We start from the raw sequence: 15,679 nt of genomic DNA on the forward strand, positions 1-15,679 counted from the left end.
CTCCGGGCCTTTTTGTCTGCGCTGTGTTGGCCGTCAGCTCCAAGCGTGCAGCGGCGGCTTCACGTCGTTGAGGAAGTAGTTGCCGAGAATGGCGTACTTCCAGCGCACCGGATCGTGCAGCGTGTGCGTGCGCGCGTTGCGCCAGTGCCGATCGAGGTTGTGTTCTGCCAGCGTGGATCGCGCGCCGGCAAGTTCGAACAGCTTGTTGCTGGCTGCAATTGCGATCTCGGTGCTGAACACCTTTGCTTCGGCAACTGCGATCTGCGCTTCGGCAACAGTCTCTGCTGTCGGGTTTGCAACAGCGCGGTCAACGGCAAGACCGGCGCGGTCCTGCAGCGCTTCCGATGCATGAAGGCGCAGCTTCAGATCGCCGATGGCCTGGATCGTATAGGGATCCTGGCTGGCGCTATCGAGGCCGCTATCCACCCACGCGCGCGCTTTGGTGCGCACAAAGGCGATCGTGTCGTCGATGGCCGCCTGAGCGATACCATTATCAACGCCAACCTGGATGATCTGGAAGATCGCGCCATCGGCGGTCGGCTTGTCGTAGCCCTTGTATCCCGGCACCAGATGCGTTTTCGACACCTTCACGCCATCGAGCAGCACAGTGCCGCTAAGCGTGGTGCGCTGACCGAATGCTGACCAATCGTCGATCACGGTCAGGCCCGGTGCATCACGTTCTGCGATGGCGTACCAGGCGCGGCCCTGATCATCGACAGCCACGATTGGCACCAAATGCGCAAGCACGGCACCGGTGGAATAGAACTTGCGCCCAGTTACGATGACATGATCGCCGTGATCGGTGAATTTGGTCTCGAAGTCAGCGGCGCGTTTTGAGCCAAACTCAGAAAACGCATTGCCGAAGCGTACGCCGCTCAGCGCCAGATCGAACAAAAGCTTCTGCTGCGCCTCATCGGACACCGTGCGAATGGCGGCGATGACGCCCAGATGGTTTTGCGAAATCTGGCCAATGGATGGATCGGCAGCCGATATGATCTGCACGACTTTTGTCAGCGTCAAATACGAGACTTCCGGGCCGCCAAACTTTCTCGGCACGTTGATCGACCACAGGCCGCTCTGGGAAAACGCGTTCAGTTCTTCGATCGGCCACTCGCGATTGCGGTCGCGTCGGGATGCGCCGCCGACGAATTGCGCCGCCAGACGATGTGCGATCTCGATCGCTTCTGCGTCACTGCGAATGATGTGCGCGGGCTGGGATGGCTTTGGCTGCCCCGGCACGTGGGCGGGCGCAGCGGTTTCCGGTTTCGGGTGGGCAAGGGTAAGTGTCATTCTCAAGCTCCTGACATAGTGCCGATGGCGTCCGTTTACTCAGCCGCCTGTGCGTACGGGCGCTCGGCTTCAAGCTTGCGCACCAGGGGAATGACGTTTTTGCCGAAGAACTCAACCTCCTCCTGGAAGTGCAGGAAGCCCAGCAGGATCAGATCAGCGCCGCTGTCCTTAAGGTCCAGAATGCGCTCGGCGATCTGCTGCGGCGTGCCGATCAGGTTGGAGCGGAAGCCGTCGTTGTATTGAACCAGATCGTTGAACGTTGACTTGGCCCAATTGCCCTGACCTTCGGGCGAAGCCGCGCCGGCATTCTTCACCTCGTGGCCGAACGCGCGAACAGCTTCAGGATTGGCGTGCTCGATGATTTCGGCCAGCACGTTCTGTGCTTCGGCCTCAGTGTTGCGCGCAATGGCAAAGGCATTGACGCCGACCTTCACCGAACGGCCATGCTCGGCAGCCTTGGTGCGAATGTCGGATACCTGCTTGGCAATTTCATCCGGCGTGTTGCCGTTGGTGAAATACCAATCGGATACGCGCGAGGCCATATCGCGCGCCGCGCGGGAAGAACCGCCCTGGAAAATTTCCGGCAGCGGGTGCGGTTTCGGCTTCAGCGAGTAGTTGTTGTAACGGTAGAAGTCGCCGCGGAAGGTGAAGCTCTCTTCAGTCCAGATGCCGCGCAAAGCACGGATGAACTCTTCCGAACGGCGGTAGCGTTCGTCGTGATCGAGCCAGTGCTCACCAATGGCGGCAAACTCGCCGCGGAACCAACCGCTCACAACGTTCACGGCAATGCGCGGGCCGTACAGCAGATTGATGCTGGCGATCTGTTTGGCCGCAAGCGTCGGGTTCCATGGGCCCGGCAGTAGCGCTGCGATGAGTGTCAGGCGCTCGGTCTGGCTCAGGATCGCCTGGCTGAACGAAACCGGCTCATGCTGGAATTCGGCGCCATAGCCGGCGGTGAAACGGATCTGGCTCAGAGCATAGTCGAAGCCGTTCTGCTCCGCGATCTGCGCCAGCTTGACGTTGTAGTTGATGTCCCAGCTTGTGCGCTGGGGGATGTTGCTGATTACGAGACCGCCCGAAACGTTCGGCACCCAGTAGGCGAATTTGATCGGCTCGCGAGTGTTCAGAGAAGCTGAGTTTGAACTGGTCATCCGTGTGCTCCACAAAAATGGGTGCTGAGGCTTCAGGCAATTGCCGCCAGAGGTGCGTCGTAAGCGCCGTTAGCCTGATTGGTGCGCCGCTTGAGATACGTCGATGCTTCAACGCCAACACGCGCAACGCGCTCTTCAATGTCGGGATTGGAAATGGCGTAGTTCGAGAAATCCGATTCAACCGCATATACGGTGGTCGGCAGCGACAGCGCCTGCAGGAAACCAAACAGTGGCCGCAGCTGGTGGTCGATCATGAGACCATGCAGCTGAGAACCACCGGTTGCGGTCAGCACTACGGGTTTGTTGGAGAAGTGCCTGTGATCGACCAGATCGAACAGATGCTTCAGCGCACCGGTGTAGGAGGCGCGATAAACCGGTGTGCCAACGACAAGCAGATCTGCCTGCTCAACACGTTGCACAAACGCCTTGCCAGTGACGCTCAAATCTTTAGGCGAACGCGATTGAAACAGCGCCGGCGCAGCGTCGGACAGCTCAATGAACGAGGATTGATAGCCGGTTTCCTGCTCGATGGCGGCAAGGACCGCTTTAACAAGAACGGACGTGCGAGACGGATCGGACAGGCTGCCGGAAATGCCAAGGATGGATGGTTTGGTCATGATGATTGCCCCCAATGGGATTGCGTCGGCGATGGAGCGCCGTGAACTGGTCAACGCGTTTTGTGGCAAACGCCGTCACGCGGAATGTCGGCGGCAGCGACACCCACAGCGGTGGATGCCATCGCGGTCAACAACCGTGCTTGCAATATTTTGATCTACCGGCATGCGTGCTTCGCGTTCGATGCAAAAGGCCTTGTGGCGAGGCCACGGGGCCGTGTCCTTGGTGGACTAACATCGGCGCGAGGATGGTGAGAAATATGAACTTGGCATTTTGATATTCGCCAGAGGAATAACGGCACTGGAGAGCGTTTGGCCGATAAGCTTATGGCCCGTTTTTTGTGCGTTTATATGAGTTTTTGATTGTTAGGGAACCACGACACGCATGTTAGCCCAAGCTCGGATGACCTCGCGCAGAGCGATGCTGTTAAGGCTGTTGATCTGCGGTGGCATCCGTCCGCTGAAATGCGCACGCGCGATAATTCGTATAACGAGGAACAATATGGGCAATACATCAACCGCCACCACGAGAAGAGAGTTCGTGGGATCAGTCGCAGGCACGGTCGCCGCTGTTGCGGCCACGGCGGCTACGGTGGGCAGCACCGCACACGCGTCGGACGACAAGACCAAGCTGGGCGGCATTCACGCAATCCCCGAGCTGGCGCCGCAGTGGCAGACGCTCGATCTTGCTAAAATCGTCAAGTATCCGGCAGCATTCCTGTCGGTCAGCCAGAACAACAGCCTCTATCGTCCGGACGGCGCGCAGGCGGCCGAAAAGCAGTGGGAGCGTGGAAGCCTCGCCGCAACCGTGAAGGCAGCCAAGGCAGCCCGTGCCGCCGGCAACTTCAAGACATTCGCCTGGATCGGGTACGAAGTGTTCCGCGAGAGCTACCCGCAGAGTGAGTTCGATCAGGCGCAGTACGCGTCCTGGATCAAGGGCAAGGAAGACTGGCCGGCTGAGAAGAAGAAGGCCGACAATGACCTCGTTGATGAGCTACGGGCACTGGTCGAACCGGGCGATCTGGAGTTCAACGAGTTCGCACTGCAGACAGCGTTTGTTGGCACGCCGTTGCCGCTTGACCTGGCACGCAAGCAGATCAAGACCATCATCATCACTGGCATCCATCTCGACTGGTGCGTTGAGGGCAATGCACGCGCTGCACGCGACAACGGCTTCCTGCCCATCATCATCGGTGATGCTACAGCCGCTAATAACGCGGAAGAAGAAGCTGCCGCATTCCGGCGTATCAACAACTTCTTCGCTCCGGTGATTTCCGCTGACACGTTCGTCAAGCTGCTTGGCGAGCCCAGCCGCACCTAACATGCGGCTCCGTGGCGGCGGTTTGCTCCCGTGTGCCGCCGTCACGGCGCTCTCTCTATATTCACCTGATGAATTTGCTTAGTGGAATTAAACGGCATCCATAGCGACATCGATTTGTTACGGTTCTATCGATTGGTATCAATATGGGAGAGCCACTGCGCATCATGTTGCAACGGAGCATGCATTTCGTCGCCGCAACGCTGTTTGCAGTTATGGCGGCGACCACGAACGTAGTGGCTGACAATCCGCGCACGATTAGTATCGATTGGGCGACTTATAATCCTCTCTCTGTCGTTCTGAAAGCCAATGGATACCTGGAGCAGGCATTGGCTGACAGCGGCATACGGGTGCGCTGGGTGCAGTCCGCGGGCTCCAACAAGGCGCTGGAGTTCTTGAATGCCGAAGCGCTCGACTTCGGCTCAACGGCGGGATCGGCAGCGTTACTGGGCAGCGTCAATGGCAACCCGATAAAGATCGTTTCGGTCTATTCGCGGCCGGAATGGACGGCGCTGGTTACGCGTAAGGAAACCGGCATTCATAGCCCATCGGACCTGCGCGGCAAGCGCATTGCGGTGACGCGCGGCACCGATGCCTATGTGTTCCTGATCCGCGCGCTGGAAGAATCGGGCCTCACCGAGAAGGACGTGAAGCCTGTTCTGCTGCAGCACGCCGATGGTAAGCTTGCGCTGCTGCGGGGGGATGTCGATGCGTGGGCAGGCCTCGACCCGATGATGGCAGCGGCAGAGCTCGAAGCCGGCGCCGAGCTGTTTCATCGTGATGTTGAGGCAAACACCTGGGGCACGCTGTGCGTGCGCTCGGAATTTGCCAGCAAGCACCCGGACTTGGTCGCCAAGGTTCTGCAAGCCTATGAGCAGGCGCGCGCGTTTGCGGTTGAGCATCCCGATGAGCTGACCACGCTACTCGCAAAGTCCATGCGGTTGCCGCCGGAGATTGTGCAGCGTCAGTTGCAGCGTACGGATCTCGATCGGTTTGCGCTGGGCGCATCGCAGCGCACGGCCATCGTAGCTGCAGGGCTGGCGTTGCAGCGTAGCGGCATCATAAAGCCTGACGTGAACGTCGACGCGGCGGTAGATGCGCTGATTGATCCGAGTTTCAATTGAACATGAGTGACGTTGTTGGGCATTCTCCGGCGTTGACCGCTGTGCAACGTGCTGCGCCCCGGTTTTCGCTGCGGGACATAGCCGTGCCGCTATTGCTGCCGTTGGCGCTCGGGCTCATCTGGGAGGGTGCTGTCAGCGGCGGTTTTGCAGAAGGGCGGCTTATGCCAGCGCCTTCTACGATCATTGCAACGCTCGGTGAATTGGCGAAGTCCGGTGAGCTGGAAGTGCATGTTCTGGCCACCACCAGCCGCGTTGCGGTGGGCTTCCTGTTGGGCAGCATCGCCGGTGTGCTTGTCGGCGCAATCACAGGGCATTTCGCGATGAGCCGGCGTGTGCTCGATCCGACGCTGCAGGCGTTACGTGCCATTCCGTCGATAGCGTGGGTGCCGCTGTTCATCCTGTGGCTGGGCATCTTTGAAGCATCGAAGATCGCCTTGATAGCAGTCGGCGTATTTTTTCCGGTCTATCTCGGCGTCATGGGAGCAATCGCTTCGGTTGACCGCAAGCTGGTAGAAGTTGGCCGGATATTCCGCCTAAACAGCCTGCAACTCGTCAGCCGGATACTGCTGCCGGCGGTGTTGCCCGCCTCCGTTGTGGCATTGCGTGGTGGCTTGGGGTTGGGGTGGATGTTCGTGGTGGCCGCGGAGTTCATGGGCGCAGCGGAAGGTCTTGGCTATCTGCTTATCGACGGACAGCAGACGGGGCGGCCGGATCTGATCATCGCGGCGATAGTTGTGTTTGCGCTGTTGGGCAAAGCATCGGACGCACTGCTGGCGGCTGCCGCGAAGCCGTTTCTGCGTTGGCAGGATAGCTATCAGAAGAATTGAGGTGCGACGTGCTCCATATCGCTCACGTTTCAAAAGCGTTTGCACGCGGCGGCCCTGTGCTGGCCGATGTCGATCTGACCGTTGAGCGCGGCGAGTCCGTTGCGATCGTTGGTGCATCTGGCTGCGGCAAAAGCACGTTGTTGAGGATCATCGCCGGGCTAGAACCACCGTCTCGCGGCACGGTTACCGTTGCAGGGGAAGAGATACGCACGCCGCATCCGATGGTCGGCATGATCTTTCAGGAGCCCAGGCTGTTGCCTTGGCTGACAGTGGCGGAGAATATCGCATTTGGGATCACCTCGCTGCCTGGATCCGAACGAACCGCGCGCGTGCAAGAAGCGCTCGATCTGATTGGTCTGGTGGAGCACGCAAGCAAATGGCCGCGAGAGCTTTCGGGCGGACAGAGCCAACGCGTCGCCATTGCGCGCGCATTGGTGGCCAGACCATCGGTGATCCTGCTCGATGAACCGTTTTCAGCGCTTGACGCTGTAACGCGTGCGGATTTGCAGAGGCATATGCGTGCACTGGGGCGACGCATGCATCTCACTTTGGTGATCGTTACGCACGATCTCGAAGAGGCGCTCATATTGGGCGACCGTGTCGCGATCATGCAGCCAAATCCGGGGCGCATTGCAAAGATTGTTACCGTGCCGGGTGATGGTGACACAGACCTCGCACGGCGTGAACTGGCATCGTCGTTTGCGCATCTCAGTGGAGCGCGCAACGCTGCGGTGCTGGAAGGTGCGCGCGTTGAATATGCCCTTACGTCATAACGTATTCAGAAAATGCAATTTCGGGATGCGTTCCGACGCGCCTATACAGAGCATGCACTGAAGGCGGGCAATAAGGCGGTTTTGACCCGTCTGTGGAGCAGTTGATGGGAAGCACCGTTCCCAGAGTGAGGCGGGAATGAACCTTAAACAGCTCCGGCTGGTGCGAGAGATTGTCCGGTCAAATTTTCACGTTACCGAAGCCGCATCGGCGCAGTTTACGTCGCAGTCGGGCGTTAGCAAACACGTGAAGGATCTGGAAGACGAACTCGGCGTCGCCATTTTTGAGCGGCGCGGCAAGCGGCTGCTGGGCCTGACAGAGCCCGGGGCTGAGGTATTGAAATGCATCGATCGGGTGTTGCTGGAAATTGGAAATATCCGCAACGTAGCGAGTACTTTTTCCAACGGCCAAAGCGGCACGCTGAAAATTGCAGCAACCCATACCCAGAGCCGGTACGTATTGCCGAAGTACCTTTCCGAATTTCGTAGTCGGTACGACGATGTCGAGATCGTGCTGCTCCAGGCGCACCCTAGGGAGGTGCCTGCATTACTTCTGAGCGGCGAATGCGACATCGGGTTCGCAACCGACACGCTCGACGATGTACCTGATCTGCTTGCGTTTCCGTTCTACTCCTGGGAGCACGAGGTGATCGTGCCTGAAGGACACCCGCTGCAGGGGCGGGAGAACGTGACGCTGCAGGACGTGGCGCAGTGCCCGCTGGTGACGTACGATCAAGGTCTGACGGGACGAAAGCAGATTGATCGCGCATTTGAGAAACTTGCCTTGAAGCCACGCATTGCGATGGCAGCGATCGATTCCGACGTCATCAAAACCTATGTCGGACTTGGACTGGGCGTCGGTATTATCGCCAGCATGGCGTACGACGCCAACAACGACAGTGGTCTGAGCAAGGTGTCCCTGAAAACGCGGATCGACTCGTCGCAGACGTGCTTTGCCTTGCGGCGCCGCCGATTCCGTAAGGATTACGTCTATCGCTTCATCGAAATGTGTGCCCCGGCAGTTACAAAGGACGTAATTCTGCAGGCGGAAGCGCTGCGCGATGAAATCGATGGGACCATATAACTCCATGTAATAGCTGTAAAACGACGTCCGATAGAGTTGCTCCCACCTGGCTGAATATAGAAAGTAGAAACACTTATTTTACTCCTCCATGCCTTCGGCCGAAGGGTGCTGAGTGGCCTGGGGGCATCCAGTGGATAACGTGTCAATCACATCCATTGCATCGGTAGTCCTGGCCCGCGGAAGCATGTGGTCGAGCTCGGCTCGGCCGTCGCATTTGGGGGACGAGAATGAAGTGGTATTGGCCGGGAGCTGCTTTCTCGGCGGCGCTTGTGGGCGTGATGATTGGCGCTAGCCCAGTCGCAGCTGCTGACTTAGGCGGCAATTGCTGCACGGATTTGGAAGAACGCATCGCCGACTTGGAAAGCAGCGTTGCACAAAAGGGAAATCGGCGGGTTTCGCTCAAAATCTCCGGATGGGTGAGCGAGCAGGTGATGTATTGGGACGACGGCGTCGAGTCGAACGTCTATGTGCAGAGCCTGGGTACGGCCTTCGCCAGTAACTTCAACTTCACCGGTAAGGCGCAGATCACCAAGGATCTCTCTGCCGGTTACGTGCTGCACGTTGAAGCCATCACCAGCGACACCTACACAACCAGTCAGGACAGGCCCGTTGGACCAGGTGTGTTCTCGGGTGTGCCGAACTCACTTCAGGTCGTCTACTCGTACTGGTATTTGCAGAGCGAACAGTACGGTCGCGTGAGCGTTGGTCAGCTTTCGCCCGCGGATGATAGTGCTGTTGTTGCACTCGATTCATCTGGAACGCTGCCGGCCGCCTACTGGGTTGCCTACGATGTGTTCGGCTTCAAGGTGCGTGGTAACTTTGCGGCGAATGATTCATTGATCTGGGGTAATGCGGGCTCGTGCCGTGGTTACGGCGGCGGTCCTGGCGATTGCAACGGCGTGCCGCTTAATGTTGTCCGCTATGATACGCCAACGCTGCATGGTTTCTCCGCCTCCGTATCGTGGGGTGACGATGACAACGCTGCGGTCGCTGGCCGATACATCAACACGCACGGTGATTTCACTCTGAAGGGCGTCGTTACGTATTCGGAAACGACGAACTCCGCCAAGGGTGCACCGCCGCAGGGCAATCTGAAGTACACGCAGGCCAGTATCTATACGCAGCACAACCCATCGGGCTGGTTTGCTCAGGGTGTTTGGGCTCGTCTCGATCAGAGCCCGAATCCGCAGGACAACCCTGTCACCAACACCTGGTACTTCAAGAGCGGCGTGCGTCTTGGTCTGACATCGATCGGCAAGACGATTCCGTACGGCGAAGTGCTGAAGGCCTACGATGGTGCGTTGCTCATCAATGATGGTGGCACGCCGTTGAACCCGCTCGATGATACGGCACGTGTCCTCAAGGGCTCTGAGACCACCTTCTGGGGCTTCGGTGTTGTGCAGGAGATCGATGCCGCCGCCATGTCGGTTTGGCTGCGCTATCGCGATCATGATGTCGATCTGCCCGGTATCGAGACCAAGGGTCTGTCGACTGTCGTATTCGGTGCCTTCATCAACTTCTGACGGAAGTTGATCTGTTAGAAATAAAAAGGGCCTGAAGCAAAACGCTTCAGGCCCTTTTTGCTGGACAGGTGCTTGAGAATTTTAGTCGTCGAGTGACAGCAGGCGATAGGCGTTTTCAAACAGAACGCTTTCAAGAACAGCGTCCTTGAAGCCTAGCTCCTGATAATCACGAATGGACTGGCCGATGGCCCGGAACGGGAAAGACGATCCGAAAGCGAGCTGATCGCGCAGGAAGCCGTTGGCGGCTTCAACGTACAGGTTTCCGCCCGGCAGGAAGATATACATGTCCGGCACGATGGTGACATTAGCGTAGCGGAATGCGACGCCGATGATCTCATTCACATGCGGCCACAAGCCATGGTGCACGACGATTTGCAGTCTGGGGAATGCGCGTGCAACCCGTGCCACGGCTGCCGGATCGTTGAATTTGAGATCCGGAGTTGTCGGCCCCGACATCAGAAATGCCGGAACGTCCCAATCCTGCAACGCCTCGTAGAGAGGGAAATACTGGGCGTCGTCGAAATGCAGCGCAGGCGCCCCAAATCCGGGTTCCAGATTTATAGCGCGCAGCCCAAGCGTCTTGATGGCACGTTCCGCCTCAGCGATGGCGGCGTCACTCCCCAGCCGCTGCGGATCGACCGAACCAGCACCGACAAGCTCAGCATGTGGTGAGGTTATCTTTGCAATCTCGTCGTTCGTGTTTTGAATGGCCGGCGTATCGCGCCCGATGACGACCGAGCGCCAGACACCGGCGTCGCGCACCTCATCCAGATAGCCCTGAAGCGTATGCGCGCGCGTGAAGTGCTCATCGTCTAGCGAACCCACCCGTCGGTTCAGCCATTTGGCCGTTTCGAACTCTGGCGTTCCGCGTCGCGCGCCGTAGAAGTCGTGCAGAAACGACGGCCGCGACCGGATATCGATAATCTTCTGAGACATCGTCCGTCCTGTTGTTGCGAGTTGGATGTGTTGTCGGTGGGCAGACAGTTATGCTGGCAAGTTCCTGCTTGAGGATTGCGCAACAATCACTGAGCGCTGACGAGCTTGTCGTCTTGAGGCGCACTGTAGCGCGCTAGTGTGGCTGCCACTTCGCCTGCAATCAGTTCCGCATAGGTCGTTACCTGCGGAAGCCCCATCAGTTCGCCAAATTCGGCACGGGCCAGCGGACCGGCAATAAACAGATCGCTATGCGATAGACCAGCGGCGGTGCGTGCATGCCCCTGCCGATCGCAGGCGATGCCAAGTCCGAGTGCGTCGGCTGCGATCAATCCTTGGCGGGCAAGGGAGGCAAGATGTGGCTGCGTTGCCAGTATCGCGTCGTGTGCTGGGCCGGTTGTCAGGATGAGATGATCGGTCTTTACCGTTTCAAGAACCGATGCTGCGCGTGGACGTACCTTGATCTCAAGTCTGTCCGGGAATGCTCTGGCGTCGACGAGAGATGCGGCCTTGAGTGTTAGCGTGCCGTCAGCCTGACGGCGATCCAGCAGGGCTTTAAGTTGCGGCGCGATGCGAAAGCGATGCACATCCCAGAACGGACGCAGACGGTCAACGATGCGTTTGCGCTCTACGATGGACAGTTTGGGCCAGAACGTCCAGGCCTGGGCGCGTACAGCATCGATAACGGGTTGCCAGGGGACGTTCTGACTTTTTGCACGCGCGATGGTTTCGCGCACCGAACGCAGCAGCGCGCGCGCAGATGTTGCCGAGCCGGTGAAATCGCCGAAAGGCTCGAACGGAGATGGTGCATGCCCGCGCGATGTAAGCCCACGGCGTGAGAAGGCATATATAGGACCACGATGGCCGCGCTGATCCAGCGAGGCGACCACGTCGGCCATTGTCAGGCCGGTGCCGACGATAACGACGCGCGCTGTTGGCGCTATGGCATCAAGAACGCCAGGCAAAGTTGCGTCGCGTATCAGGCGTGCATCGTCGCCAACGCCTTCGCGCAGTTCCCTTGGAATGCCGGGCGGCGGATGCGTCGTTGCCAATACGACAACGTCAGCATGATGCGACGCCCCGTCAGCGGTGGTGATGCGCCAGCGATGCGGTGATACGCGGGTAATGTCGTCGACGGCGGCGCGGACGTGCTCGATGCGTCCGGTGTCCAGATGCGGTTGCAGGTGCGCGGTCACATAGCGCCCGAACAATGCGCGGCGGATGTAACGATGTCCATCGGGCGCCAGCGCATCGGGATCGTCAGCGGTGGCATCGTTGGCCGCGATCCAGTTGATGAAATGCTTTTCATCACTGGGCAGCAGGCTCATCTTCGAGGCCGGAACATTGATGCGATGCGCAGGATCGGTTGTGCCGTACGCAAGGCCGCGACCAATCTCCGGGCGCGGTTCGAACACGGCAATATTTGCAGGCACAGCGCTGTTCGCGAGGTGGTATGCGATGGCAGCGCCCGTCAGGCCGCCGCCAACGATAGCCACCGATGGCTTATAAAGCCTGTCGTCTGTGGGCGTACTCATCCGGCGGAAACTGCTGAGATGCTGGAGCGGTTGTTTGTGCTGTCCGTTGCGGCAATGGCTTCGCCAAACGGCCCCATGTTCACGACCTGCGCATCCGACCGCGCGCCATGTGCAAGCGGCAATTTCGGCAGCAGTAGTTCAGCGACGCGGTAGGCCTCCTCAAGGTGCGGATAGCCAGACAGGATGAAGCTATCGATGCCGAGGCGCCGGTATTCATCAATGCGCGCTGCAACGGTATCTGGATCGCCTACCAACGCTGTTCCGGCGCCGCCGCGGACAAGCCCAACACCGGCCCACAGGTTGGGGCTGACTTCCAGCTTGTCGCGCCGGCCACCATGCAGCCGCGTCATGCGGTTCTGACCGACCGAGTCCATGCGCGCAAAAACCTTCTGCGCGGCGTCGATTGCGTCATCATCCAGATGTTCGATGAGCTTGTCGGCTGCGCGCCAAGCTTCTTCATTGGTTTCGCGCACGATCACGTGCAGTCGGATGCCGAACGTGATGCGGCGTCCCTGGGCTTCTGCGGCGGCCTTCACGCCGGCGATTTTGGCAGCGACGTCGACAGGGGGTTCGCCCCACGTCAGATACTTGTCGATGGATTTCGCTGCCACGTCGTGCGCGGCATCCGATGAGCCGCCGAAATACAGTGGCGGGTAGGGCGACTGAACGGGCGGATATGTCAGGCGCGCGTCTTCAACCTGCACAAACTGGCCGTTGTAGTTGACGGATTCGCCCGATAGCACGGCGCGATAGACGTCAAGAAATTCGCGCGTGAGCGTGTAACGCTCCTTGTGATCGACAAACAATCCATCGCCGCGGTTCTCCACCGGGTCGCCGCCGGTCACGACGTTGACGAGCAGGCGTCCGTTGGAGACGCGATCAAGTGTAGCCGTCATGCGCGCAGCGACGGTGGGCGATTGCAGTCCCGGCCGCACAGCTACCAGCAGCTTGAGCTGCTTGGTGAGTGGCGCCAGGGCCGACGCAATGATCCAGCTGTCTTCGCAGGCTCTACCTGTCGGCAGCAGAGCGCCATAGTAACCAAGCGTATCAGCAGCCTGCGCAACCTGAGTGAGGTATGGCAGATCCGCCTGTCGCGATCCGACGCTGGAACCCAGATAGCGGTTGTCGCCGAACGTGGGAATGAACCAGAGGACGTTGATCTTTTCGGGGATGTTGGCCGTCATGGTGCTTGGTCCGCTTGAGCTTTGTCGCTGCGCAGGCGTGCGGACAGCCAGAATGGCGCGCCGGCAATGGGGGGCGATCTGTTCAGAAATTCGTCCGCATCGGTAAAGCAGGTAACACCCGCGTTGTGCGGTCGCTAAATAAGAACTTGATATGTCTATATGCGCCTCGATGATAACGGGCGCGGGGCGAGGCGAGCGCTGGCGACGGTCCCGGCTGCATCCGCTGTTGGGCCGGAATGGAAGCGTAGCCATTCATCTCAGGGCTTAATGCGTGGCGCTATTGTCACGCGTTCGGCGCATTCAGCGGTCGCGCACTTCCGCGGTGGCGCAACCTGCAGTCGTACTGCAAGTGGCGCAAAACCCTGCGATTTCAAATGCTAAGTCTACGATTGTAGTAATGTTTCCGAGCGCGCCGGCCGGCAACCCTGAAGCGGCTCTAAACTAGCGGGATTGCCGGGAAAAATGGCGAGCCGTATCACTCTGGGGAATTCTGCTGAGAGTTCTGGGCGCCAGCTTTTGGGCGGCGCTTACGTCGGTATTCGCGTGTCAGTGTGGGGAAGTACTGTTGCTGTCTTTGTACCATAAGCCCCATCGGCATTTTCCCGTTCAGCGGCAGCGCCTTGGCTCGCCGATACGCGGAGCGGATCAATGACCGGGGCAACGATCGATATCGCGGCGCTGTTCCGCCTGCATCACAAGGAGCTGCAGGGTTATCTGTGCCGCCGCGGCGCATCGCCGGAGCTGGCGGCCGATCTTACGCAGGAGGCGTTTTTGCGTCTGTTGCGCGCGCAGGCCGAAGCCAGCGTCAAGAATGCGCAGGCCTATCTTTTCCGCACGGCTGCGAACCTGTCGGTCGACTGGGCCCGTCGGCAGCGTTATCTGCCGGCCGTGCAGGATAGCGATGCCGCGCTGGCCATCGTGGCGGATGATGCGCCCTCGGCGGAGCGCCTCGTCATTTCCCGGCAGGAGATCGCCATCATAGAAAGCGCGCTGAACGAAGTGCCGGCCGCTGTGCGCTTTGTGTTTTTCGCGCGCCTGGATGGAATGACGTTCGCGGCCATCGGCAAACGGCTTGGCATTTCGCCCAACACGGCATTCAGCCAGATGACGCGTGTGATGGTTCTGTTGCAGCGTTGCATCGATCATGCGCGTGGCAACGGGCACGGCGAGAAAATCTGATCCCGCAATCAAATAACCTGAAGCGCCAATCGTCTTGTGAGTGGAGGGGCGAGACTGTCGCGCGTGTCATGCCCCGGGAGCACCGATGACAAAGCGCAAGCCGAGCTGGTTCGATCCAGAACTTGAGGCGGGGCTCGATCCCCTGCAGCGGGAGGCCATTCTATGGTTCAACCGCCTGCGGGCTGACCGCGTGACTGCTGCCGACCGGAACGAGTTCAATGCTTGGCTTGATCGCGACGCCGCGCATGGCAAGGCGTTTCAGCAGATCGAAGATCTTTGGAGCGGTCTGGCAGGGCTGCCGGAAGCCCAGCGTCGACGCCGCAAGGCTGTAACCCGCCGGACGGTAGGCAAAGGCGTGGTGGCGTTGCTGATTGGCGGAGGTGTCTGGGGGCTCTATCGCAGCCATCCGTTCGCCGATTATCGCACCGGAGTTGGCGAGCGCCTCGCCGTTACGTTGCCGGATGGCAGCATCGCGGAGCTGTCCACCGACACCGCCCTTTCCATCGATGACGACGCGCAGACCCGGCGCATTGTGCTTCATCGGGGCGAAGCGTTTTTCAAGGTTGCCGCTGTTCCGGGGCGCCCGTTTGTCGTCGAGGCCGAAGGCGGCAGCGTCACCGCGCTGGGCACGGCATTCTCGGTCGCCGACGGAACCGATGGCGTGCTCGTGACGGTGACGGAGCATGCAGTTCGCATCGCTACATCGGCGGGGCGCGATATGCGCGTCGATGCTGGCAGACAGACCACATTCACGCCCGGCGGGGCAATATCGCCACCGCACGCGATAGATCCAGCGGTTGAACTGGCCTGGCGGGAAGGCCGGCTGGTGTTCGTGAATACGAGGCTGGACCGTGTGGTCGAGGCGCTGAACCGCTGGCGGCGTGGGCGCGTGGTGGTGATGAATTCGGCGCTGGCGGCGCATCCGGTGACGTTGATCGTCAACCTTTCCGATGTCGATGGCGCGTTGAACCAGCTTCAGGACGCGCTGCCGTTGTCGGTCACCAGCGTCACGCCGCTGCTTACCCTGCTGCACGCGCGCTGATCGCCCTGCCAAAAAAATCTACGCTACGAATCAAGAATCCGCATTTCCCACTCGTCTCGGATGTGTAGCGCGAAGTAGATGCGCAGTTAGTAATGCGTTGGAGTT

General features: G+C 59.5%; 14 protein-coding genes. 8 read left to right on the forward strand and 6 right to left on the reverse strand.

The genetic code is table 11. From position 1 onward, the window contains the following. Window positions 1–33: 33 nt before the first annotated feature. Genes QEZ49_RS06135 through msuE form a run of 3 tightly spaced genes read right to left on the reverse strand, consistent with a single transcriptional unit; the run spans window position 34 to window position 3,058 of the window. Window positions 34–1,290 carry an SfnB family sulfur acquisition oxidoreductase gene (locus QEZ49_RS06135; protein ID WP_280385167.1) on the reverse strand — a complete coding sequence of 419 codons (1,257 nt, stop codon included), beginning with the start codon at window positions 1,288–1,290 and terminating at the stop codon, window positions 34–36. 35 nt (window positions 1,291–1,325) lie between these two features. Beyond that, complete coding sequence (sfnG, locus tag QEZ49_RS06140) at window positions 1,326–2,441, reverse strand: dimethylsulfone monooxygenase SfnG (protein WP_280385169.1); 1,116 nt, start codon at window positions 2,439–2,441, stop codon at window positions 1,326–1,328. A gap of 32 nt (window positions 2,442–2,473) precedes the next feature. Beyond that, entirely contained in the window at window positions 2,474–3,058 is a 585-nt protein-coding gene (msuE, locus tag QEZ49_RS06145; RefSeq protein ID WP_280385170.1) for an FMN reductase, read from the reverse strand. A 538-nt stretch (window positions 3,059–3,596) separates the two neighbouring features. On the opposite strand from msuE, the gene QEZ49_RS06150 reads away from it, so the two are divergent. The 6 genes from QEZ49_RS06150 to QEZ49_RS06175 all read left to right on the forward strand — a co-directional run bounded on the left by QEZ49_RS06150 (window position 3,597) and on the right by QEZ49_RS06175 (window position 9,701). After that, the gene (locus tag QEZ49_RS06150) at window positions 3,597–4,376 is read left to right on the forward strand and encodes an isochorismatase family protein (protein WP_280385172.1); all 780 of its coding nucleotides are present in this window, start codon (window positions 3,597–3,599) and stop codon (window positions 4,374–4,376) included. Window positions 4,377–4,555: 179 nt separating this feature from the next. Further along, window positions 4,556–5,497: an aliphatic sulfonate ABC transporter substrate-binding protein gene (locus QEZ49_RS06155; RefSeq protein ID WP_280385174.1), complete on the forward strand. Its 942-nt coding sequence runs from the start codon at window positions 4,556–4,558 to the stop codon at window positions 5,495–5,497. A gap of 2 nt (window positions 5,498–5,499) precedes the next feature. After that, a complete protein-coding gene (locus QEZ49_RS06160; RefSeq protein ID WP_280385176.1) occupies window positions 5,500–6,324 on the forward strand; it encodes an ABC transporter permease in 825 nt (274 codons plus the stop codon). An 8-nt stretch (window positions 6,325–6,332) separates the two neighbouring features. Continuing rightward, complete coding sequence (locus QEZ49_RS06165) at window positions 6,333–7,097, forward strand: ABC transporter ATP-binding protein (RefSeq protein WP_280385178.1); 765 nt, start codon at window positions 6,333–6,335, stop codon at window positions 7,095–7,097. 136 nt (window positions 7,098–7,233) lie between these two features. Then, window positions 7,234–8,178 carry a LysR substrate-binding domain-containing protein gene (locus tag QEZ49_RS06170; protein ID WP_280385180.1) on the forward strand — a complete coding sequence of 315 codons (945 nt, stop codon included), beginning with the start codon at window positions 7,234–7,236 and terminating at the stop codon, window positions 8,176–8,178. A 431-nt stretch (window positions 8,179–8,609) separates the two neighbouring features. Next, window positions 8,610–9,701 (forward strand): porin, encoded by a 1,092-nt coding sequence (locus tag QEZ49_RS06175; protein WP_280385182.1) that lies wholly within the window; start codon window positions 8,610–8,612, stop codon window positions 9,699–9,701. A gap of 81 nt (window positions 9,702–9,782) precedes the next feature. Here the strand turns inward: QEZ49_RS06175 and QEZ49_RS06180 are convergent, their stop codons facing one another. From QEZ49_RS06180 to ssuD, 3 genes are all read right to left on the reverse strand, one after another. Next, window positions 9,783–10,637 (reverse strand): amidohydrolase family protein, encoded by an 855-nt coding sequence (locus tag QEZ49_RS06180; protein WP_280385184.1) that lies wholly within the window; start codon window positions 10,635–10,637, stop codon window positions 9,783–9,785. Window positions 10,638–10,723: 86 nt separating this feature from the next. Continuing rightward, a complete protein-coding gene (locus QEZ49_RS06185; RefSeq protein ID WP_280385185.1) occupies window positions 10,724–12,169 on the reverse strand; it encodes an FAD-dependent oxidoreductase in 1,446 nt (481 codons plus the stop codon). Further along, window positions 12,166–13,353: an FMNH2-dependent alkanesulfonate monooxygenase gene (gene ssuD, locus QEZ49_RS06190; protein ID WP_280385187.1), complete on the reverse strand. Its 1,188-nt coding sequence runs from the start codon at window positions 13,351–13,353 to the stop codon at window positions 12,166–12,168. Before ssuD ends, QEZ49_RS06185 begins: the two co-directional genes overlap by 4 nt. A gap of 648 nt (window positions 13,354–14,001) precedes the next feature. On the opposite strand from ssuD, the gene QEZ49_RS06195 reads away from it, so the two are divergent. Next, window positions 14,002–14,532 carry an RNA polymerase sigma factor gene (locus QEZ49_RS06195; protein WP_280385188.1) on the forward strand — a complete coding sequence of 177 codons (531 nt, stop codon included), beginning with the start codon at window positions 14,002–14,004 and terminating at the stop codon, window positions 14,530–14,532. 85 nt (window positions 14,533–14,617) lie between these two features. Continuing rightward, entirely contained in the window at window positions 14,618–15,574 is a 957-nt protein-coding gene (locus QEZ49_RS06200) for a FecR family protein (protein WP_280385190.1), read from the forward strand. The last annotated feature ends 105 nt before the right edge of the window (window positions 15,575–15,679 follow it).

This window comes from Hyphomicrobium sp. D-2 (assembly GCF_029872155.1).
Classification (GTDB): Bacteria; Pseudomonadota; Alphaproteobacteria; order Rhizobiales; family Hyphomicrobiaceae; genus Hyphomicrobium_A.

Bases quoted from the DNA above. Each gene is read 5' to 3' on its own strand.
- QEZ49_RS06135 (WP_280385167.1), bottom strand. From the start codon at position 1,290: ATGACACTTACCCTTGCCCACCCGAAACCGGAAACCGCTGCGCCCGCC.
- QEZ49_RS06185 (WP_280385185.1), bottom strand. From the start codon at position 12,169: ATGAGTACGCCCACAGACGACAGGCTTTATAAGCCATCGGTGGCTATC.
- QEZ49_RS06170 (WP_280385180.1), top strand. From the start codon at position 7,234: ATGAACCTTAAACAGCTCCGGCTGGTGCGAGAGATTGTCCGGTCAAAT.
- msuE (WP_280385170.1), bottom strand. From the start codon at position 3,058: ATGACCAAACCATCCATCCTTGGCATTTCCGGCAGCCTGTCCGATCCG.
- QEZ49_RS06200 (WP_280385190.1), top strand. From the start codon at position 14,618: ATGACAAAGCGCAAGCCGAGCTGGTTCGATCCAGAACTTGAGGCGGGG.
- QEZ49_RS06155 (WP_280385174.1), top strand. From the start codon at position 4,556: ATGCATTTCGTCGCCGCAACGCTGTTTGCAGTTATGGCGGCGACCACG.
- QEZ49_RS06175 (WP_280385182.1), top strand. From the start codon at position 8,610: ATGTATTGGGACGACGGCGTCGAGTCGAACGTCTATGTGCAGAGCCTG.
- QEZ49_RS06160 (WP_280385176.1), top strand. From the start codon at position 5,500: ATGAGTGACGTTGTTGGGCATTCTCCGGCGTTGACCGCTGTGCAACGT.
- QEZ49_RS06195 (WP_280385188.1), top strand. From the start codon at position 14,002: ATGACCGGGGCAACGATCGATATCGCGGCGCTGTTCCGCCTGCATCAC.
- ssuD (WP_280385187.1), bottom strand. From the start codon at position 13,353: ATGACGGCCAACATCCCCGAAAAGATCAACGTCCTCTGGTTCATTCCC.
- sfnG (WP_280385169.1), bottom strand. From the start codon at position 2,441: ATGACCAGTTCAAACTCAGCTTCTCTGAACACTCGCGAGCCGATCAAA.
- QEZ49_RS06180 (WP_280385184.1), bottom strand. From the start codon at position 10,637: ATGTCTCAGAAGATTATCGATATCCGGTCGCGGCCGTCGTTTCTGCAC.